The sequence below is a fragment of the Chryseobacterium sp. HNCC26DJ239 genome, assembly GCF_057180445.1.
Window position 1 is genome coordinate 293,976 of record NZ_JBXUGJ010000004.1, and the last position, 19,454, is coordinate 313,429.

The 19,454-nt window shown below is 34.9% G+C and carries 21 protein-coding genes; 14 read left to right on the top strand and 7 right to left on the bottom strand.

The genetic code is table 11. From position 1 onward, the window contains the following. The first annotated feature begins 62 nt into the window (after positions 1–62). From AC2A1D_RS10490 to msrA, 5 genes are all read left to right on the top strand, one after another. A complete protein-coding gene (locus tag AC2A1D_RS10490; RefSeq protein ID WP_484043587.1) occupies positions 63–2,228 on the top strand; it encodes a TonB-dependent siderophore receptor in 2,166 nt (721 codons plus the stop codon). A gap of 128 nt (positions 2,229–2,356) precedes the next feature. Beyond that, complete coding sequence (locus AC2A1D_RS10495; protein ID WP_484043588.1) at positions 2,357–3,565, top strand: PepSY-associated TM helix domain-containing protein; 1,209 nt, start codon at positions 2,357–2,359, stop codon at positions 3,563–3,565. 75 nt (positions 3,566–3,640) lie between these two features. Continuing rightward, positions 3,641–4,690 (top strand): BamA/TamA family outer membrane protein, encoded by a 1,050-nt coding sequence (locus AC2A1D_RS10500; protein ID WP_484043589.1) that lies wholly within the window; start codon positions 3,641–3,643, stop codon positions 4,688–4,690. Between the two features lie 106 nt (positions 4,691–4,796). After that, positions 4,797–5,765: an ROK family protein gene (locus tag AC2A1D_RS10505; RefSeq protein WP_484043590.1), complete on the top strand. Its 969-nt coding sequence runs from the start codon at positions 4,797–4,799 to the stop codon at positions 5,763–5,765. Between the two features lie 171 nt (positions 5,766–5,936). Continuing rightward, positions 5,937–6,488, top strand: a complete 552-nt coding sequence (msrA, locus tag AC2A1D_RS10510; protein WP_484043591.1) for a peptide-methionine (S)-S-oxide reductase MsrA — start codon at positions 5,937–5,939, stop codon at positions 6,486–6,488. 47 nt (positions 6,489–6,535) lie between these two features. Here the strand turns inward: msrA and AC2A1D_RS10515 are convergent, their stop codons facing one another. Then, positions 6,536–7,039, bottom strand: a complete 504-nt coding sequence (locus tag AC2A1D_RS10515; protein WP_484043592.1) for a superoxide dismutase family protein — start codon at positions 7,037–7,039, stop codon at positions 6,536–6,538. 176 nt (positions 7,040–7,215) lie between these two features. Between AC2A1D_RS10515 and AC2A1D_RS10520 the strand changes: the two genes are divergently transcribed. The 7 genes from AC2A1D_RS10520 to AC2A1D_RS10550 all read left to right on the top strand — a co-directional run bounded on the left by AC2A1D_RS10520 (position 7,216) and on the right by AC2A1D_RS10550 (position 13,643). Then, positions 7,216–9,447 carry a TonB-dependent receptor gene (locus AC2A1D_RS10520; protein WP_484043593.1) on the top strand — a complete coding sequence of 744 codons (2,232 nt, stop codon included), beginning with the start codon at positions 7,216–7,218 and terminating at the stop codon, positions 9,445–9,447. A 35-nt stretch (positions 9,448–9,482) separates the two neighbouring features. After that, positions 9,483–10,130: a hypothetical protein gene (locus AC2A1D_RS10525; RefSeq protein ID WP_484043594.1), complete on the top strand. Its 648-nt coding sequence runs from the start codon at positions 9,483–9,485 to the stop codon at positions 10,128–10,130. Positions 10,131–10,214: 84 nt separating this feature from the next. Beyond that, positions 10,215–11,528 carry a 2TM domain-containing protein gene (locus AC2A1D_RS10530; protein ID WP_484043595.1) on the top strand — a complete coding sequence of 438 codons (1,314 nt, stop codon included), beginning with the start codon at positions 10,215–10,217 and terminating at the stop codon, positions 11,526–11,528. A 1-nt stretch (position 11,529) separates the two neighbouring features. Beyond that, a complete protein-coding gene (locus AC2A1D_RS10535; RefSeq protein ID WP_484043596.1) occupies positions 11,530–12,096 on the top strand; it encodes a methyltransferase family protein in 567 nt (188 codons plus the stop codon). A 179-nt stretch (positions 12,097–12,275) separates the two neighbouring features. After that, positions 12,276–12,572 (top strand): 2TM domain-containing protein, encoded by a 297-nt coding sequence (locus AC2A1D_RS10540; RefSeq protein WP_484043597.1) that lies wholly within the window; start codon positions 12,276–12,278, stop codon positions 12,570–12,572. A gap of 33 nt (positions 12,573–12,605) precedes the next feature. Further along, positions 12,606–12,863 (top strand): 2TM domain-containing protein, encoded by a 258-nt coding sequence (locus AC2A1D_RS10545; protein WP_484043598.1) that lies wholly within the window; start codon positions 12,606–12,608, stop codon positions 12,861–12,863. A 36-nt stretch (positions 12,864–12,899) separates the two neighbouring features. Continuing rightward, entirely contained in the window at positions 12,900–13,643 is a 744-nt protein-coding gene (locus AC2A1D_RS10550; protein WP_484043599.1) for a LytR/AlgR family response regulator transcription factor, read from the top strand. On the opposite strand, the gene AC2A1D_RS10555 is transcribed toward AC2A1D_RS10550, so the two are convergent. Next, positions 13,640–13,987 carry a hypothetical protein gene (locus AC2A1D_RS10555; RefSeq protein ID WP_484043600.1) on the bottom strand — a complete coding sequence of 116 codons (348 nt, stop codon included), beginning with the start codon at positions 13,985–13,987 and terminating at the stop codon, positions 13,640–13,642. The two genes, AC2A1D_RS10550 and AC2A1D_RS10555, sit on opposite strands and share 4 nt — an antisense overlap. Positions 13,988–14,282: 295 nt before the next feature. After that, a complete protein-coding gene (gene mnmA, locus AC2A1D_RS10560; RefSeq protein WP_484043601.1) occupies positions 14,283–15,470 on the bottom strand; it encodes a tRNA 2-thiouridine(34) synthase MnmA in 1,188 nt (395 codons plus the stop codon). 243 nt (positions 15,471–15,713) lie between these two features. On the opposite strand from mnmA, the gene AC2A1D_RS10565 reads away from it, so the two are divergent. Further along, positions 15,714–16,241, top strand: coding sequence for a hypothetical protein (locus AC2A1D_RS10565; RefSeq protein WP_484043602.1), 528 nt, complete (start codon positions 15,714–15,716; stop codon positions 16,239–16,241). A 64-nt stretch (positions 16,242–16,305) separates the two neighbouring features. Here AC2A1D_RS10565 and AC2A1D_RS10570 read toward each other — a convergent pair whose 3' ends face one another. Then, positions 16,306–16,926 carry an endonuclease III domain-containing protein gene (locus tag AC2A1D_RS10570; RefSeq protein ID WP_484043603.1) on the bottom strand — a complete coding sequence of 207 codons (621 nt, stop codon included), beginning with the start codon at positions 16,924–16,926 and terminating at the stop codon, positions 16,306–16,308. Between the two features lie 32 nt (positions 16,927–16,958). Here AC2A1D_RS10570 and bcp point away from each other — a divergent pair, with 32 nt between their 5' ends. Continuing rightward, positions 16,959–17,411, top strand: coding sequence for a thioredoxin-dependent thiol peroxidase (gene bcp, locus AC2A1D_RS10575; protein WP_484043604.1), 453 nt, complete (start codon positions 16,959–16,961; stop codon positions 17,409–17,411). Between the two features lie 30 nt (positions 17,412–17,441). Here bcp and AC2A1D_RS10580 read toward each other — a convergent pair whose 3' ends face one another. From AC2A1D_RS10580 to AC2A1D_RS10590, 3 genes are read right to left on the bottom strand one after another with little or no spacing between them, the layout of a single operon-like run. Then, positions 17,442–17,843: an OsmC family protein gene (locus AC2A1D_RS10580; protein ID WP_484043605.1), complete on the bottom strand. Its 402-nt coding sequence runs from the start codon at positions 17,841–17,843 to the stop codon at positions 17,442–17,444. A 7-nt stretch (positions 17,844–17,850) separates the two neighbouring features. Further along, positions 17,851–18,450, bottom strand: coding sequence for a hypothetical protein (locus AC2A1D_RS10585; protein ID WP_484043606.1), 600 nt, complete (start codon positions 18,448–18,450; stop codon positions 17,851–17,853). 3 nt (positions 18,451–18,453) lie between these two features. Continuing rightward, entirely contained in the window at positions 18,454–19,302 is an 849-nt protein-coding gene (locus AC2A1D_RS10590) for a hydroxymethylglutaryl-CoA lyase (RefSeq protein WP_484043607.1), read from the bottom strand. Positions 19,303–19,454 lie beyond the last annotated feature (152 nt).

The following is a 19,454-nucleotide window of genomic DNA, read 5'->3' on the forward strand; positions in this document are numbered from 1 at the left end:
ATCAATATTTAGCCTTATTTAGAATAATTAAAAAGAATATCTTTGCAACAAAAATAAGCTTCATGAAAAATGTACTAATCTGTGCTTCAATGTTGGGTTCAATGCTATCGTTTGCACAGGAGAAAAAAGATTCTACAAATTCAAAACATATCGAGGAAGTAATCATTAATACTTTGGTGAAGAAACACGACACCGAATCTTCCAATAAAATGCCGATAAGATTTATCGAAAATCCGCAAGTTTACTCATCAATTGATAAAAGAATTTTAGAAAACGAAAACATTTTCACCGTAGATGATGCTTACAGAAATGTAACTGGTTTACAAAAAATGTGGAATTCTACGGGAAGAGCCGGAGATGGAGGTTCCTATTTTGTGTTGAGAGGTTTCCCATCACAAGCTTCGACAAGAAATGGCGTGGTTGCGCCCGTAACTTCAACAATTGATGCCATCAATGTAGAAACCTTAGAATTCTTAAAAGGTCCTGCAGGAACGCTTTACGGAAGTAATGTCGCTTCTTATGGAGGTCTTATTAATAGAGTGACAAAAAAACCACAAAGCAATTTCTTTGGTGCAGTTTCTGGTTCTGCAGGAACTTACAATACGTACAGAGCAACGGCAGATGTAAACGCACCGATTACAAAAGATTTATTTTTCCGTGTAAATACAGCCTATACCAATGAAGGCAACTTCACGAAAAACAATGCTGGAAACCAATACACAACATTTGCACCAAGTTTAACCTGGAATGTTTCTGAAAAACTACAGTTGAATGTTGATTATGAAATGTTCAACAACAGAGTAACGGCAAATCCTTATTTCTTCTATCTTTCTCCTAAAACATTGAACGGGATTAATAATATGAAAGATTTGGAACAAGTTGCTGGTTTAGATTATAAAGAATCTTACACCGGGAAAGATTTGTACATGACAGCGAGAAACTCCAACGTATTCGGAAACGCAAAATGGAAAATCAACAAAAACATTACGTCTAATACATACATCAATAATTCTGATTCGTATTCAGACGGTTACAATCCTTATTTTTCGCTAAATTATGACAATGCAACTTCATCATATTTAGTAACAAGAGCAGACCAATCTACGAATAACAGTAAAAAATCTTGGTTCCAGATTCAGCAAAACTTCAACTTCAATTATGATTTTTCCAACGGAATGAAAAACAAAACGATTGTTGGTTTTGATTATATGAGAACAACGGAGAGGTTACGTTACAAGTATTTAAACTCAAATTTTGATACTTTAGCCGCTTCTGGCGCAGATTATTCAGGAATGAATGGCGATGCTTTAGCTGCACTTTATGCAAATACAGCCAACTTTTCAACTTGGGATTATATCAGAGATTTAAATACCTATTCAGGTTATATCTCCAACTTATTTACTCCGATTGCCAACTTACACATTATGGCAGGACTTCGTTATGAAAACAACGATTATTTAGGAGGACTTGTAGGTCCTGCTGCTACAGCAAGTCCAGAAAAAGCCTTCAACCAATCTGCATTTTCACCAAAAGCAGGGATTGATTATGAAATTGTAAAAGACAGATTCTCTGTATTCGGAAACTATCAAAATTCTTTCAAATCTAATGGTTATTACACTTCTGATGTTGCCGGAAACACAACATTATCGGATCCGGAAACAGGAAACCAGTTTGAAGGAGGTTTCAAGGCGAGTTTATTTAAAAACAGATTCAATGCAACGGTTTCTTACTACAATATTCAAGTAAAAAATCAATTGCTTTATACAGGACAGCTTGCCACAAATGGATCTTCAGTTCAAAACCAAGCGGCTTCTACATTGAGCAAAGGTTTCGAATTGGAAGTAAACGCATATCTTGTAAAAGGCTTCTCTTTAGTCGGAGGTTTGGCGTACAACGACACTGTAGATGAATCTACTAATACAAGACCAACAACTGCAGGTTCTTTCTGGAATGCCAATTTCAATTTAGCATATCAATTTGTTGATGGGAAAGTAAAAGGTTTAGGTTTTGGCTTTGGAGGAAACTATGCGAGCGACAACAATGTAACAGGAGATTTTATTTTACCAGAATATTTCGTTTTGAATGTTAATGCGTTTTACGATGCAAGAAGATTCAGAATTGGGGTAAAAGTAGACAACTTCACCAACGAGCATTATTGGACAGGCTACTCTACTGCTAATCCGCAAAAGTTAGCAAACTTCTTAGGAACAATCGTTTACAAGTTCTAATCATTCATATATTTTGTAAACCTCTGGCAAAAGTTTTCGCTTTCGCCAGAGGTTTTCTAATAGTATTTTAATTACTTTTATTCATTCTAAATTAAAACTTAGCGTATCTTTGCCCAAGTTTAGAAAAAATGAAGAAGAAACATCATCATAAAAAGAAACCAAGCGTATTCAAAAAATGGACGGGAAAGCTTCACCTTTGGTTTGGCTTGTCTATTGGTTTGCTTATTTTTATAATTTCGATTACAGGAACTCTTTTCGTTTTTAAGGATGAAATAGAAAACTTCAGCAGAAAAGAATACATCTATCATCATGAGCAAAATATCGCCGAGAAGAAAGTTCTTCCTATTCGTGTGCTCGAAAAACTGGTAGACGAACAAGTAAACGAAAAATACAAAATACATTGGGTAAATGTGCCCATCGACAAAAGCATGTCTTACCAATTTTATTGGTACGAACACAACACAAAAGCCTGGAACTATTTTGATGAATTTCCCATCTACAAACAAGCCTACGTAAATCCTTACACGGGTAGAGTTTTAAAATTATATGATGAAAAAAATGGCTTTTTTGCCATCGTAAAATCAATACACTGGAGTTTTCTTTTGAAGCAAGATTGGGGAAAATATGTAGTCGGAATTCCCGTAATTATCTTCATCATCATGCTGATTTCTGGGATTATTCTTTGGTGGCCGAAAAATAAAGCCGCTAAAAAACAACGTTTCCGTTTTCAATGGAAAGATACCACAAGATGGAAACGCAAAAACTACGATATGCACAATATCTTTGGATTTTATGCTTCTGTTTTAGGTTTAGTTTTTACAATTACAGGTCTTTTTTACGCGTTTTTTATCGTACAAACGATGATTTATGTAATCTTTTCCGGCGGAAATACAACATATCCCGATTTCTCTCACATCACGACAAAAGCGCCTATTGAAATGCGCAACGAAAGTACTTTAGACAAAGTTATCGCCACTGTAGAAGAAAAATATCCGGACTCTTTTGCTTTTTCTGTTGACTTAGGACATCCGCATTTAGACGACCACGAACATCCGAATTTTTCGGTGTTTGTAAGACATCTCTCTTACTCGTACCATAAAAATGCAAGTTTAATTTTCGACGAAAATTCAGGAGAATTACTTCATACACACGACCATTCCGACAAAAATTTAGGAGAGAAAGCTGTCGCTGCAAACTATGATGTACACGTAGGTTCTATCTTAGGTTTACCTACAAAAATCATTGCATTTATCGTAAGTTTAATGCTTGCTTCATTGCCTGTAACTGGTTTTCTAATTTGGTGGGGAAGAAGAAAAAAGACTAAAACAATCGCTTAACCTTTTGAAATTCATGGTTTTTTAAATGATTTAGCCTTTCTTTTTTTATTAAATTTACAAAAGAAGCTAATCACCATGAAAAATATTACTCCCCTCGTTTTGGCAATATGTTTTCCTATTATCACTTTTGCCCAAGACACCATTCGGAAAAAAGAAAAGAAAGTAGAAATCACCCCTATTCCCTATTTAAGCTACAGCCAAAGCCAAGATTTAATGTACGGCGGTATTGGTTTGGCCACTTTTAGGATGAATCATAGAGATACGATAAGCCCTCGTTCCACGGCTGGAATTTCTGCGATTGGAACTACACAAGGTTCGTATTTTGTGGCTGCTTTTGCTAAACTTTATTTTGATGAAGACAAGTGGCGAGTAAGTGCGATGGGAGGCTTTGGAAATTATGCTTTTCAAACTTATTTAGACGAACCAGAAATTGAAACAGGATTCTACGATTACGATTCAAAGACCTCAATTTTTACGCTAAGAGCGCTCAGAAAAGTTTATAAAAAAAATTATGTAGGTCTAGGTTATTATTACGACAAGGCGCATACCGTTTTTGAAGAACTTCCCACTGAATCTACACTTACAACGAGTTCTTTACAACTCATTTATCTTCATGATTCCCGAAACAATGTTTATTTTCCGACCAAAGGTATAAAAGCATCCTTTCAATATACAGCTTATCCAAAATGGATGAACGAAACAGAAAGTTTTGGTTTAGTTAATGCTTACATCAATGCCTACGTACCGACAAAGCGAAATAACGTGTGGGTTTTTCGAGCTAATTCTAAATTCGGCACAAAAGACCTTGAATTCCAAAAGCAAGTAGTTTTAGGACGAGTAGATCTTAGGGGTTATGCCGATGGAAAATATCGAGGAACAGGTAAATTTGATGTGCAAACAGAATTCCGTTATCAGCTGCCGAAAAGATTTGGATTGGTTGGGTTTACAGGTCTTGCAACTATTTACGGTTCAGATATTGAAGAATTCAACTGGAAATTGTACCCAACTGTGGGTATAGGCGCAAGATATACTGCCGTAAAATCTACCAATATGCGTTTCGGGGTAGATGTTGCAAGAGGGAAAGACGATTGGGCTTTTTATTTCAGAATTGGGGAATCATTTTAAATCTTATGCCAAAAGCAACATTTTTAACACATAATTTAATTGTAAAAACATAAAAAAATTACTTTTCTCAATATTTTTTTTACCTTTAGCTCCCAAAAAGAAATAAATGTCATTAGTAGATCTATCAAAACATGTTGCACTGGGAATAGACATTGGTGGAACAAATACAAAATTTGGCGTTGTAAACCATAGAGGCGAAGTACTGGAGAAAGGAAGCATTAGTACAGATGCATATCCTACCGTAGAGGAGTTTATCGATGCTTTATATACAGCTGTTTTACCGCTTATTGAAAAAAATAGTGGAGAAAAAAATTTCGACGGTATCGGAGTAGGCGCTCCGAATGCCAATTATTATTCTGGAACCATAGAACACGCTCCTAATCTTCCTTGGAAAGGTGTAATTCCTTTTGCGGAAATGATGACTAAGAAATTCAATCTTCCAACAAAAATTACCAACGATGCAAATGCAGCAGCAGTAGGCGAAATGCTTTTCGGAGCTGCAAGAGGGATGAAAGATTTTATCATGATTACCCTTGGAACAGGTGTAGGAAGCGGAATTATCGCAGGAGGAAAATTAATCTACGGACATGACGGTTTTGCAGGTGAACTCGGTCACACCATCGTAAAACCTGGTGGTAGAAAACATTGGAGCACTGGTTCTGAAGGAAGTCTAGAAGCTTACGCTTCAGCAACAGGAATTGCCATCACTGCAAAAAAAATGAGAGCAGAATTTCCAGAATCAATGTTGAATGAATATCCTGAAGAAGCCATCAACTCTAAAACAGTACACGAATGTGCATTGAAAGATGATCCAATTGCAAAAGAAGTTTTCAGATATACCGGGCAAAAACTCGGGGAAGCTTTAGCTAATTTTGTAATGTTCTCTTCGCCAGAAGCGATTCTCTTATTTGGTGGGGTTATAAAAGCTGGAGATTTCATCCTAAAACCTACCAAACTTCACATGGAAAGAAACCTTCTTCCAATTTTCAGAAACAAAGTAAGGTTGGTATTTTCAGAACTAGACGAAGCAGATGCAGCTATTCTAGGCGCAAGTGCTTTAGTTTGGGAAAAATAATAACTGTTTCCTTCAAATCAACATACAGCATCCTTTTTAGGGTGCTTTTTTTTGATTGATTTAACATAAAATGAAGTCATAAAGCATTACTTAAAGTCTAATTTTGAAAAACTTTTCCTTATTTTTGATTGGCTTTTTCTAAAGCAATTAATTTTAAAAACGATTCAAAAAATGAGCAACAATCAATTGGAACAAATTACTTTCGGAGGAGGATGTTTTTGGTGTGTAGAAAGCTGTTTTAATATGCTAAAAGGTGTAGAATCTGCCATTTCTGGTTATTCGGGAGGTCATAAAGACAACCCAACTTACCAAGACGTTTGCACTGGCGAAACTGGTCACGCAGAAGTTGTTCAAATCACGTATCATCCAGACCTTATTTCTTATGAACAATTAATGGATGTTTTCTTCTTTTTGCACGACCCAACCCAGCTCAACAGACAGGGCAACGATATCGGTACACAATATCGCTCAGTAATTTATTATAAAGATGATGCTGAAAAAGCAAAAGCAGAAGAAGCTATTAAAACCTCACAAGAATCAGGAAGATGGGAAGGAACGTACGTAACAGAGCTTTCCCCATTTGAAAAATTCTGGGCTGCAGAACAATATCATCAAGGATATTATAATGAAAACCCTACACAACCTTATTGTAGCGCTGTAGTAGGTCCAAAAATTCAAAAGTTTAAAAAATATTTTGGAGAATTAAATCTTATTAAAGAATAAAAAAATGCCGGCTTAAAAAACCGGCATTTTTATGTAAGAAAAAGAAATTATTTAATTTCAACACAGCCGACTCTTCCACCAGCATTTCCCGTAGGTTGCGTGTGGAAATCATCAGCAGCAGCGTGAATAATTAATCCTTTATTCATAATATTTTTAGAAGTATCGCTGCAATCCATACACCATTTATCGGTAGCAAAACTTAACTCGGCTTTCCCATTCGCATCGGCTGTAAGATTTCCGATATCTCCCATGTGGAAATGGTCTGCTCCCCATTTTCCGTGGTCGTCTTTCGCAGGATTCCAGTGTCCTCCAGTAGAAGTTCCATCTGCAGCAGAGCAATCTGGTTTTTCATGAATATGCACTGCGTGAATTCCGGGTGTAAGGTTATTTACTTTCAGTTTCAAAACTACACGGTCTCCTTTTTGAGTAAATTTTGCAGTTCCTTCAGTCTGCGTTCCGCTTTTTCCTTGGATGTCGAATGTTTTACATGTACCACAAGACACAGCGAAAAGAGCAAAACTTCCTAATAAACTAAATGCTTTTAAATTCATTTTTGATTTTTATTTGATTTAATGATACTAAAGATAAGGATAATATTCAGTCTGAAAAGCCCAAAATGCTTTAAATCTAAATTAAGCTACGGTTCGGTGTCGAAAAAATACCGTTCAGCTAAATTTTATTGATCCGCTTTTTTGAACTGTGTATTTTTACATCAAATTATCAGCCGATGAAAACTTTTTACTTTAGAATACTCTTACTAACTTTTGCTTTTTGGTGTGTTTCATTATCCTCACAGATTAAAATTTCGGGAAAAGTAAGTTACAAAAACAAGGGAATTCCTCAGGTAAATGTAACTTTAAAAGATACTTACGACGGCGCGACAACAGATGCTGAAGGAAATTATTCTTTTGAAACCTCAGAAACAGGAAACCATATTTTACAGTTTTCCCATTCAAAATACATTGAAACAGAAAAGAGTTTAATTATTGAAAATCAAAACATTACAATCAACGCCGAGCTTAAAGAGCAAATCAGTGAAATTGATGCCGTTGTGATTTCTGCAGGTTCCATTGAAGCGTCCGACAAAAACCGAGCAACCGCTCTACTCTCTCCCATCGACATTTATACAACAGCCGGCGCAGACGGACAAATTTCTTCGGCGTTAAATTACCTTCCCGGAGTGCAAAAAGTAGGAGAAACAGAAGGTCTTTTCATTCGTGGAGGAACGGGTTCTGAGGCAAAAATCTTTATGGATGGAAGTTTAATCAATAATTATTTCACCAATTCTGTCCCGGGAATTGCGGGAAGAGACCGCTTCAACACCTCATTATTTAAAGGAAATATTTTCTCCAGCGGCGGTTATTCTGCATTGTACGGACAGGCTCTTTCTGGCGCATTAATGCTCGAAAGTGTAGATTTACCAGACCAATCTTCATATGATTTTGGCGTTGCTCCTATCTTTTTAAACGCTTCCATGCAAAAAGTAAATTCAGAGAAAACATATTCTTATGGAGCGAGTGCAGGATATTCTAACCTAAAACTAATGCAGGAAATCTTGATCTTTAACACCAATTTTTCTGAAGCACCGAGCGGTTTTAATGGTGATGCAAATTTTAGAATTAAAACAAAATCAGGCGGTTTTTTAAAATACTACGGCTTGTTCAACAGCAATGTGATGGGCGTAAAAACGCCAAGCTTTGAACCCGATTACGATTATTCTTCGGTACATTTAAAAGGAGCAAACACTTTTCACACGCTTTCGTATCGTCAGAAATTTGGCCGATATTTACTAAATCTCGGTTCTTCGTACACTTTTAATCGTTCAGATTTAAATTTTTCAACAGAAAATAATGATGTTTCCAACGGTGAAACACGAATGATTAATGACGGAAATTATTTAAACTTTAAAGCTGTTTTAGAAAGAAAAATCAACAGAATTTCTGCTGTAAGAGGTGGTTTCGAACTGAATCATGCGAAAGAAAATCTTTCGGTAGAAGATATTCATAAAAATTACTCAGACCTTATTTCTTCTGCTTTTGTGGAAACAGATTTGGGTTTCAGCAACCGTTTTTCAACTAAAATTGGCGCAAGAACCGAATACTCTTCTTTTCTAAAAGCGGCCAATTTTGCTCCAAGAATTGCTTTAGCTTATCGATTGGCAAAAGAATGGACAACCTCGCTTGCGTACGGAATTTTCTACCAAAATCCGGAAAATAAATACATCAATTCATCGGCAAAACTAGATTTTCAGCAGTCGCAACATTATATTTTTCAGCTTCAAAGAAATACGGACGGAAGAAGTTTGCGCTTCGAAGCTTTCTATAAAAAGTATGATGATTTGATAAAAGTTCAGAACATCGCCAATATTCCGGGGCAATATCAAGCGGTACAAACTGCCGTAAATAATAACGGAAATGGCTTTGCTAAAGGAATCGAGTTCTTTTTCAGAGATAAAAAAACATTTGAAAATATCGATTATTGGATTAGTTATTCGTTCTTGGATTCGAAAAGAGATTTCCTAAATTATCCGATGAGTTTGAAACCCAATTTTGCCGCAGAACACACCGTTTCTGTTGTTGCCAAAAGGTTTTTTCCGAATTTGAAATTTGGAACCAATCTATCTTTCAATTACGCAAAAGGGCGCCCTTATTATGATATTATTACTGAAAATGGCGAAAATATCATCAGAAATGAAGGCAGTTTGAAAGATTTTTCTTCTTTGAATTTTAGTTTTAATTATCTTCCAAATCTAGGGAAGAAAGATGCGAAAGCTTTTACTGTACTTGTTCTAAGCGTTTCGAATGTTTTAGGCAGAAAAAATATCTACGGCTACAATTTTTCTACCGATGGAAATTACAGAACAGCGGTTGTTCCGCCAGTGAATACCTTTGTCTTTGTAGGAATGTTCATCAGTTTTGGTGTCGATAAAAGTCAGGATGCCATCAATAATAATCTTTAAAAATCAATTATCTTTAACCTAATTAAAATTGAATCATGAAAAAACTATTTTTAAGCTTTGCTTTAAGTTTAATCAGCTTAACAGCTTTTGCACAGACTACTTACGAAAAAATAATGGGCGAAAAAATTGCCAAAATTGAAACCTGCAAAACACCGGAAGACTTCCATACTTTAGCGAATGATTTCCAAAGAATTGCAGAAAAAGAAAAGGGAAAATGGTTGCCCAATTATTACGCTGCATTTTCTTACATTCAAAAAGGAAGAGTTTTAATGCGAGAAAACAAATTGGATCAATTAGACGCAACAGCAGATCAAGCACAAAAATTTGTAGATGCTGCAATGGCTTCTGAACCTGATAATTCTGAAATTTATTTGCTACAAAAAATGATTTATTCTCTAAAAATGATGGTAAACCCAATGCAGAGATATATGACTTTCGGAATGAAAGCTCAGGAAACCATAGAAAAAGCACAATCTTTAAATGGAGAAAACCCAAGAGTAACCCTTATAAGAGCGGAAGATATTTATTTTACTCCGGAACAATATGGCGGAAGCAAAGCAAAAGGAATGGACTTGTTTAAAGCGGCTCTTCAGCAATTTGAAACTTATAAACCAGCAACAACGCTAGACCCAAATTGGGGAAAAGCAGAAGCTGAATATTTCATTAATCTTGATAAAAAGTAATTAAAACTTGTCTTTTTTGATACTTTTTAATGTTTTTTGATGAAATTTCGTCTAAAAATTCAATATTAAAATCATTCTTTGATTATGATGAAACGCAAAGATTTGCTTGGTCTTATGTATGTATCGATTGGTACATCGATGTATTTTTTTCTCTTTGTAAATGAGGAGAAAAGTATACGCTCGTTTTTTCTCACACTTGCTATTTCGGCGATGTACACTGTTTTTTTAGGTTGCGGGAATCATTTTGTGAATGAGTTTCTGAACCGTAAATTTCCGTGGTCTGAAGCCACGAGAACTCGAGCAATTCTTAGTATCGTTTCTTTGCTTATCGTCAACTTTATACTCGTTTATGTTTGCAATTATGTAAATTTTGTGATTTACCAAAAAGCAGCTACTCCCGCAGAATTTTTTTCCGGAAAATACAATTTTGTGAATTGGTTTATGATCAACCTCACACTTTTAATTTCGGCGTTTCTCCATGCAAAAGGTTTCATGGAAGAACTGAAAAAAACATCGAAAAAGGAAGTTGTAGAACAAAAACTGATTGCCAAATCTGCCAATGCACAATTTGAAAGCTTAAAAAACCAACTCGATCCTCATTTTCTTTTTAATTCTTTGAATGTTTTAAGTTCGTTAATAGACGAAAACCCAAAACAGGCACAGAAGTTTACTGCTTCAATGTCAAAGATTTACAGATACGTTTTGGAACAAAAAGACAAAGAACTGGTAACCGTGCAAGATGAGATAGATTTTGCAAAAACCTATTGCGAATTGCTGAAAACGAGGTTTGAAGACAGCGTAGATTTCGAATTTAATGTGAATGAAAATGATTTAAGGAAGTTTGTCGTTCCGCTTTCTCTACAGCTTTTATTGGAAAATTGTATTAAGCATAATTTTGCAACTTCGTCGAAGCCTTTAATCATCAAAGTTTTTACCGAAAACGATTGTTTATGTATTGAAAACAACCTTCAAGCGAGAGAACAAATAAAGGAAAGCGCAGGAATTGGTTTGGCGAATATCGTGCAGCGATACTCTCTTTTAACCAAAAAAAATGTGTTTATAGAGAAATCTGAATCCTTTTTTAAAGTAAAACTTCCTGTTTTAGCATCAAAACCTATCACAGAAGAAAAAATTGAAGGCAGCGAAAATCTTACCTACGAAAGAGCGCAAAAACGCGTAAAAGAATTGAAAAGCTTTTACTCTAATCTGATAAGCTACATTATTGTAAACACGTTTTTAATAGTGCTGAATTTCATCACATCGCCCAATCATCTTTGGTTCTACTGGTGTCTTTTAGGATGGGGAATTGGTCTTATTGCCCATGGAATGAGCGTTTTTGCCATTGGAAGAAACTGGGAAGAGAAAAAAATTAGAGAATTAATGGAAAAAAATAAATAGAATGACAACTCTCATCACAATTTTTTACATTTCTATTGCGATTTGGTTTTCCAGCGAGATCTATTACAAAAGAATCCTGAAATCTGAAAATTCTGCTCAGAAAAAAGACAAATCGTCTTTAAATATTCTTTGGCTGGTAATTTTACCTTCCGTTTTTCTCGGAATTTTAATTCAATTTGTTTTAAAATCTCCCATTGCAGACCGCATGTGGATCTATTTTGTTGGTTTATTATTAATTATTTCGGGTGTTGTTTGTCGATACTTAATTATTAAAAGTCTCGGAAAATATTTTACCGTTGATGTGAGTATTCGAAAAGACCATAAAATAAAACAAGACGGCATTTATCGTTATTTAAGACATCCTTCTTACACTTTTGCATTGCTTCCGTTTGTTGGGTTAGGTATGTTTCAAAACAACTGGATTTCTTTAATCGTAAATTTTGTTCCGGTTTTTATCGCTTTTAGATACAGAATTAAGGTGGAAGAACAAGCTCTTCTGGAAACCTTCGGTGAAGATTATGAAACGTATCGCAAAAAGACCAAAATGCTGATTCCTTTTCTATATTAAAAACCCGAATTAATCATTTTAAAGGTTAAAAAACAATCCTGATTCTCAATGAGTCAGGATTTTTACAGTTCAGTAAGCAAATTCTACCGTTCGGTCATATTAAATTGATTTGAGGTAAGTTTCCGTACTACATTTGTCTCAACAAAAACAAACAATTACCAATTTAAAATAAAAACATCATGGAAAATCTTACTTACAACAAAGAAAACTTAGCGTACGAAAAAGCAGCAAAAAGAGTGAAAGACCTTAAAGGATTTTACGGAAACCTTACTTCATATTGCTTAGTAATTCCTTTTTTAATTATTGTAAACGTACTTACATCTCCCGAACATTTGTGGTTTTACTGGCCAATGTTGGGATGGGGAATCGGGATTGTAGCGCATGCTGTTTCAACCTTCGGAATCGGAAAAGACTGGGAAGAAAAGAAAATCAGACAATTGATGGAGGAAGATAAAAGACAATCAAAATCACTTTAAATAAAAACTAATAACTAATTTAATATTAACATCATGGAATTTCAAAAAGCACAAGAAAGAGTAAAAGAACTTAAAAGATTCTACAGAGGATTATTATGGTTCGGAATTGTCTCGGTTTTGCTGTTTTTCTCAGACACAATAGACAACGGAACATTTGATATTAACCGCTTTGATGGCTGCATCATTCTCGGAGTTTGGGCAATCATTCTTTTGGTAAAAGCTTTACAAATTTTTATTCTAAACCCAGATTGGGAACGCAGAACTTTAGAGAAAGAAATAAAAAAGTTTTAATTACTTTTATCTTTTCAAAAACTGAAACCACACACAATGATTAAGACCATCATCATCGAAGACGAAAAACCTGCCGCAAGAAAACTGGAAAGAATGCTCAGCGAATTTCCGGACATTGACCTCATCGCAAAAATTGAATCTGTGGAAGATGGTGTCGCATGGTTTTCTAAAAACGAGCATCCACAACTTATTTTTTCGGATATTGTTTTGGGCGACGGTCTTTCTTTCGATATTTTTGAGAAGATTCCAACAAAAGCATTTATTATCTACACTACCGCTTTTGACCAATATACTTTAAAAGCTTTTAAACTGAACAGCATCGATTATCTTTTAAAACCGATAATGGACGAAGATTTGGGTGCGGCAATAGAAAAATTCAGGTCATTTATTCCTTCAAATAACGAAGTTAATTCTCAAAAAATCAAAGAATTAATAAAAAAAGACAAATCTACATTATCCAGAGTTTTGGTAAAGATTGGTTATAATTTAAAAATTGTTCAAACCTCAGAAATCAGTTGTTTTTATAGCGAAAATAAAATCGTTTATCTTCAAACTCAGGAAAGAGCTTACCCTTCTGATTTTACTTTAGATGAATTAACCGAAGTTCTTGATAATCAAAAATTTTTCAGAACCAACAGACAGTTCATCATCAATTCAGATTACATAAAAAATATACATACTTCACCCAATTATAAAGTTGAGCTCAAGTTTCAACCCGAAGAAGAAATTACCGTAAGCCGAGAACGTGTAAAAGACTTTAAAGATTGGCTCGTTTCCTAAAAAAAATAGATCGAAATTGATTTTCGGTCTATTTTTTTATCTAAAAGGTTTGTTATGCTCCACTTTTTGTCTTTTTCACCTCCTTTTTTCTGGTTTTGAACATATTTAAAGTACTGGTCTTTTGTTAAGATTTTTTTCAAACGCATTTCATATGCACGCTCATTCAATCTTTCTCTTTCCAAAGACTTTATTTGTCTTTCTTGGTGGCTCGTTAATCGAATTCCGTAGAAATCATTTTGCTGATGTTGGTATTCTACTCTATCTTTTTGTACCTCAACTCCTCTTTTCTGTGCTGTTACTGCAACGGCAACAAATAAACTTGCTGCAAAAACTAATTTTTTCATAAGACTTTTATTTTAAGGTTAATTAATTGCTTTCTTGTTTTAAAAGAATCAATTCACATGCCCTAAAACCGCACAAATAAAGGCTTATAGAAGAATAAGCCTTTTGTATAGATAAACGTTGAAATTATATCGACCAATGAGAAATTTTAATTTTTTAGAAGCCATTCCCGCTCTCCGCACTCGCTATTTTCGGGGTTTCGGCGGCGGCTTCGCCGCCGAAATCCCGAAAATGAGCTCAAACAATTGCTACGATCGGGGCTAGAAACCCGAACTCACCTTGTACTTTTTATTTTCATTAAGAAATTACGCCACTTCCCAACAACTCTTCGCCGTTGTACCAAGAAGCAAATTGCCCTTCAGCGATTGCAGATTGAGGGTTTTCAAATTCAACATAAAAACCATCCTCGAACTGATACAAAGTTGCTTTCTGCAAAGGCTGTCTGTATCTGAATCTTGCCATTACCTCCATCGATTCTCCGTTTTTCAAACGAAGATCTTCTCTTACCCAATGCAGTTCAGAATTAGCAATTTTCAAGGCTTTTTTCAACAAACCAGGAAATTGATGACCTTCACCTACGAAAAGAATATTATTTTCCATATCTCTAGAGATAATAAAACAACTTTCCTTATGACCGCCAATTCCTAAACCTTTGCTTTGTCCGATGGTGAAAAATTGAGCACCTTGATGTTTTCCAATTACCTTTCCGTCTGATTTTTTATAATGAATTTTTCTGCTCAAAAACTCCAATTCTTCCTGTTTTGATGAAAATTTGGGTGTTTCTTCTGCAAAAAGAGGCGAATCTTTAAAAATTTCAACAATTTCTCCTTCTTTCGGAACCAACTGTTGTTGTAAAAATTGCGGTAAACTTACCTTTCCGATAAAACACAATCCTTGAGAATCTTTTTTATCTGCCGTTACCAAACCAATTTCTTTCGCAATTTCTCTTACTTCTGGTTTTGTAAGCTCTCCAATTGGGAACAACGCTTTCGAAAGCTGCTCCTGGCTCAACTGACATAAAAAATACGATTGGTCTTTATTATTGTCTTTTCCGGCTAAAAGATGGAAAATTTCTTTGCCGTTTTCATCGAAAGTAGAATCTACTCTTGCATAATGTCCCGTTGCCACTTTATCGGCTCCCAAAGACATGGCGGTTTTCATAAAAACATCAAATTTTACCTCTCTATTGCATAAAACGTCTGGATTGGGGGTTCTGCCTTTTTCGTATTCGGCAAACATGTAATCTACAATCCTTTCTTTGTAAAGCTCGCTCATATCGATTACCTGAAAAGGAATTCCTAATTTCTGAGCCACCATTAAGGCATCATTACTATCCTCAATCCACGGACATTCGTCTTCCAAAGTTACGGAAGCATCGTTCCAGTTTCTCATAAAAAGAGCCACAACTTCGTGCCCTTGTTGTTGCAACAAATACGCTGTTACACTTGAATCTACGCCTCCAGAGAGACCTACTACTACTTTCATTCTATTCAATTTTACGAAACTCTTAACGGGAGTTCTTAGTTTGACACGGCAAAATTACGATATTCATTCACGTAAAAAAAGCGATAATATAAAGGATTGATAAAAGTGATAACCTATTTCTGTTTTATAATTTATTTACATTTTAAACATGATGGAATATTTAAAACACAAAATCATATAATATCTTGTAAATTGAATCAGAGAAATTTATTACCTTGTGAACATAAATACACAATGTAAAACATGAAAAAAATAGCATTTCTAGCCTTATTATCTATTTCGGCTTCTCTTTTTTCTCAAAATGTAATCGGAACTTCAACAGCCCCTGCAAACAAATGGACATTTGGAGGCGGAATAGGGTTCGGTTTTGGCAGCAACTCAACTTTTAATCTACAAGCTTCCCCAAGAGTTGGTTACAGAATTACCGATAATCTTGAGGGAGGAATTACGGGAACTGTAATGTGGCAAACTTCAGATTATTTCAACTCTACTATGTTTGGCGTAGGGCCATTCGTAAACTATTATTTTGCAAGATCTTTTTACCTGAGTGGAAATCTTCAGCAATTTTTCATCAATTACAAAGACAAATACTACGATTTTTCTGCAAGTGATGAAGAAACGGCTCTTTATTTAGGGGGCGGTTATTTACAGAGAATGGGTAACAATTCTTATTTACAATTAGGCTTAATGTATAATGTTTTATACTCCAGTAACAATAGTAATTTTTCTAGCGGACTTATTCCTACCGTTGGATTTGTTGTAGGCCTTTAATTGATTTTTATAAAATTCACCTGATTTTTTTACCTCTTTTCTACAAAAAAATCAGGTGAATGTTTTATTTTTCAAAAAGCATTTTGGTGAGAAAGTCTTTCTCCCCGTTTCCTCTTGCAGGCGAATATTCTCTTCCATAAAAAATTATTTGGAGGTGAAGTTTATTCCAAACGCTTTCATGCCATAGTTTTTTAGCATCTTTTTCAGTTTCTACAACGTTTTTCCCTGATGTAAGCTTCCATTGCGTCATCAGACGATGAATATGCGTATCTACTGGAAAAGCGGGAAATCCAAAACCTTGGCTCATCACCACAGAAGCGGTTTTATGCCCCACTCCCGGAAGCGCTTCGAGTTCTTCATACGTTTGAGGAACAACTCCATCATGTCTTTCTAATAAAAGCTCTGCCATTTTTTTCAAATTCTTCGCTTTTGTATTCGCAAGACCAATTTCTTTTATCAGCTCTTTAATTTGAAACTCTTCCAATTTTGCCATTCTTTGTGGCGTTCCGGCAACAGCAAAAAGCTCTGGTGTTACTTCATTTACTTTTTTATCTGTTGTTTGAGCAGAAAGCGCAACAGCAACCATTAAGGTATAAACATCGGTATGATCCAACGGAATAGGAACTTCTGGATACAATCTCTCAAGTTCTAGCTGAATGAGCTCGGCTCTTTGTTTTTTTGTCATTTAAAATCTAAATTTGAACAAAATTAAAAAATATGCTGAAAGTCGGAGACTCTTTACCAAAATTCGAAAGTGTAAATCAGGATGGTGAAACAATCAATTCAGAAAAATTTAACGGTAAAAAACTTGTCATTTTCTTTTATCCACAAGCGAGTACGCCAACTTGTACGGTAGAAGCGTGTAATATAAGCAACAATTATTCTCAACTAGAAAAAGCGGGATTTCAAATTCTTGGAATTAGCGGAGATTCTGTAAAAAAACAAAAGAACTTCCACAATAAATTTTCCTTTCCTTACGATTTAATAGCTGATGAAAGCAAAGAAATCATTGAAAAATTTGGAGTTTGGCAAGAAAAGAAAACTTTCGGGAAAACCTATATGGGAATCGTAAGAACCACATTTATCTTCGACGAAAACGGAATCTGCACAAGAGTAATTGAAAAAGTTACTTCAAAAACCGCCGCAGAGCAGATTTTGGAAGGAAATTAAAAAAGTCTCAGTAAATCTGAGACTTTAATTTTATTTATAAACAAATGTAAGCGTTTGTTTCAAATCTGGATGTAAACTTTTGGAAACCGGACAATTGAAAGCAATTTCTTCAATCGCTTTTTTCTGCTCGTCAGTATATTGGTCTTTAAATATAAATTCACAAACAATTTCACTGATTCTTCTAGGATTTGTTGCCATTATTTTTTGAAGATTGCAATAAGCGCCATCAATATTAATACCTTTATCTTTTCCCAAAATAGCAATCGTTGTAAGAGCACATTCTGCTAGAGAAGTGGCACACATATCTGTTGGCGAAAACTTTTCACCTTTACCGTGATTGTCTGTCGGTGCATCACTTTCTATAATAGTTCCTGATTGTAGGTGTTCAGCTGAACATCTTAAATCGCCGAGATATGTTATTTTTGAAGTCATATTTTCTTTATTTAAAATTCATTTTTACAGGTAGCTTATAACTCTCAGTTTTAGCAAAACCTTTATTACATCTTGGAGTCCATTTCGCTAATTTATAAAGAGTAATTTCTAAATCCCTGTTAAATTCAGCATTTTCTCCTGATGCCACTACATTTTTTATAAAACCATCTGCTGTAACCTGAAAAGTAACTACGCTACTCAAATTATCTTTGTCGTCACTTTCTTTTGTTTTTATCTTACTTACGGTAGGTTTATACTTAGGCTTATTTGAAAAATCAGGCATTTGGAAATCTTCATTGCCCTCACATCTTAAAAATTTTTGCGGGATTTTTAACTTTTCTATTTCCAGTTCTCGACTTTTAATTTTAGCTAACTGAATTCTTTCCTCAATTCTTTGCTTTTCAAAAATCTTTGCTTCTTCTGCAGCCATAATCTCATTACGTATGTCTTTTTTAAGATGAGAAAGAGAATCTTTAGCTTTTTTCTGATAAGCAATAAGCATTGAATCATACCTTGTTCCAATATTTTTAAGCTCATCAATTTCTTTTAACTGCCCTTTTAATGTAAGACTTAAAATAGTAAATATTATTAGATAGAACTTATTCATAATTTAAAAATGAAACACATCTTTCGCTTTATTGTAAGCGCTTTCAAAATTTAGTAAATTCAGTTTGTGAGGTGCTTTTTCTACGCTCATAAAGTTAATGACCTGTTCTGTGGGCATGTTTCCTACCAAATCATCTTTCGCCATTGGGCAACCTCCAATTCCCTTAATTGCAGAATCGAATCTGCGGCAACCTTGGTCGTAAGCTGCTTTAAGCTTGGTATAAGACTCTTCGTACCGATTGTGAAAATGTGCCCCGAAATTAATTTCAGGAAATTGCGAAGGTATTTTTTCAAACAAAAGCGTAATATTTTCTGCTGTTGCAACACCGGTGGTATCGGAAAGCAAAATATTTGTAATGCCTATTTCAGCAAATCTTCTCGCCCAAAATTCTACATCTTGCCATTTCCACATTTCGCCATAAGGATTTCCGAACGCCATTGAAAAATAAAGATTTAAGCTTTTATTTTCTGCTTTTGTAAGCTCGTGAATTTTCACAATATCATCAAACGCTTCTTCCTGACTTTTATTGGTATTTCTATGCTGAAATGTTTCAGAAATTGAAAACGGAAACCCCAAAATATCAACAACCTCATACTTCAAAGCTTTTTCGGCGCCTCTATAATTGGCAATAATAGCCGAAACCTGTGTTTGAGACTTAGATTTATCAATATTTTCGGCAACTTCAGCAGAATCTGCCATTTGCGGAATCGCTTTCGGAGAGACAAAACTTAGGCAATCGAGCACATCAAAACCTACATCCATCAAGGCGTTGATGTAATCAATTTTTTTGGAAGTCGGAATCATTTCACCCCAACCTTGCATGGCATCTCGCGGACATTCAGTAAGAAACATTTTTACATTTTGATTTTCTCAAATATAATAAATCTTGTGCATTTTGCTATCAATCATTTTATATTAAACAATCTATTAAAAATCAAACCATTATAATTAAAATTCAGTAAAAAAGCATTTGAAATTTTATTCCGCAAACTTTAAGCACCTCG

What these genes read in the sequence shown, in the direction of transcription:
- AC2A1D_RS10520 (WP_484043593.1), top strand. Translation starts at nt 7,216, where the DNA reads ATGAAAACTTTTTACTTTAGAATACTCTTACTAACTTTTGCTTTTTGG.
- AC2A1D_RS10515 (WP_484043592.1), bottom strand. Translation starts at nt 7,039, where the DNA reads ATGAATTTAAAAGCATTTAGTTTATTAGGAAGTTTTGCTCTTTTCGCT.
- bcp (WP_484043604.1), top strand. Translation starts at nt 16,959, where the DNA reads ATGCTGAAAGTCGGAGACTCTTTACCAAAATTCGAAAGTGTAAATCAG.
- AC2A1D_RS10495 (WP_484043588.1), top strand. Translation starts at nt 2,357, where the DNA reads ATGAAGAAGAAACATCATCATAAAAAGAAACCAAGCGTATTCAAAAAA.
- AC2A1D_RS10570 (WP_484043603.1), bottom strand. Translation starts at nt 16,926, where the DNA reads ATGACAAAAAAACAAAGAGCCGAGCTCATTCAGCTAGAACTTGAGAGA.
- AC2A1D_RS10580 (WP_484043605.1), bottom strand. Translation starts at nt 17,843, where the DNA reads ATGACTTCAAAAATAACATATCTCGGCGATTTAAGATGTTCAGCTGAA.
- AC2A1D_RS10565 (WP_484043602.1), top strand. Translation starts at nt 15,714, where the DNA reads ATGAAAAAAATAGCATTTCTAGCCTTATTATCTATTTCGGCTTCTCTT.
- AC2A1D_RS10505 (WP_484043590.1), top strand. Translation starts at nt 4,797, where the DNA reads ATGTCATTAGTAGATCTATCAAAACATGTTGCACTGGGAATAGACATT.
- AC2A1D_RS10530 (WP_484043595.1), top strand. Translation starts at nt 10,215, where the DNA reads ATGATGAAACGCAAAGATTTGCTTGGTCTTATGTATGTATCGATTGGT.
- AC2A1D_RS10500 (WP_484043589.1), top strand. Translation starts at nt 3,641, where the DNA reads ATGAAAAATATTACTCCCCTCGTTTTGGCAATATGTTTTCCTATTATC.
- AC2A1D_RS10540 (WP_484043597.1), top strand. Translation starts at nt 12,276, where the DNA reads ATGGAAAATCTTACTTACAACAAAGAAAACTTAGCGTACGAAAAAGCA.
- AC2A1D_RS10535 (WP_484043596.1), top strand. Translation starts at nt 11,530, where the DNA reads ATGACAACTCTCATCACAATTTTTTACATTTCTATTGCGATTTGGTTT.
- AC2A1D_RS10555 (WP_484043600.1), bottom strand. Translation starts at nt 13,987, where the DNA reads ATGAAAAAATTAGTTTTTGCAGCAAGTTTATTTGTTGCCGTTGCAGTA.
- msrA (WP_484043591.1), top strand. Translation starts at nt 5,937, where the DNA reads ATGAGCAACAATCAATTGGAACAAATTACTTTCGGAGGAGGATGTTTT.
- AC2A1D_RS10550 (WP_484043599.1), top strand. Translation starts at nt 12,900, where the DNA reads ATGATTAAGACCATCATCATCGAAGACGAAAAACCTGCCGCAAGAAAA.
- AC2A1D_RS10490 (WP_484043587.1), top strand. Translation starts at nt 63, where the DNA reads ATGAAAAATGTACTAATCTGTGCTTCAATGTTGGGTTCAATGCTATCG.
- AC2A1D_RS10545 (WP_484043598.1), top strand. Translation starts at nt 12,606, where the DNA reads ATGGAATTTCAAAAAGCACAAGAAAGAGTAAAAGAACTTAAAAGATTC.
- AC2A1D_RS10585 (WP_484043606.1), bottom strand. Translation starts at nt 18,450, where the DNA reads ATGAATAAGTTCTATCTAATAATATTTACTATTTTAAGTCTTACATTA.
- AC2A1D_RS10590 (WP_484043607.1), bottom strand. Translation starts at nt 19,302, where the DNA reads ATGTTTCTTACTGAATGTCCGCGAGATGCCATGCAAGGTTGGGGTGAA.
- AC2A1D_RS10525 (WP_484043594.1), top strand. Translation starts at nt 9,483, where the DNA reads ATGAAAAAACTATTTTTAAGCTTTGCTTTAAGTTTAATCAGCTTAACA.
- mnmA (WP_484043601.1), bottom strand. Translation starts at nt 15,470, where the DNA reads ATGAAAGTAGTAGTAGGTCTCTCTGGAGGCGTAGATTCAAGTGTAACA.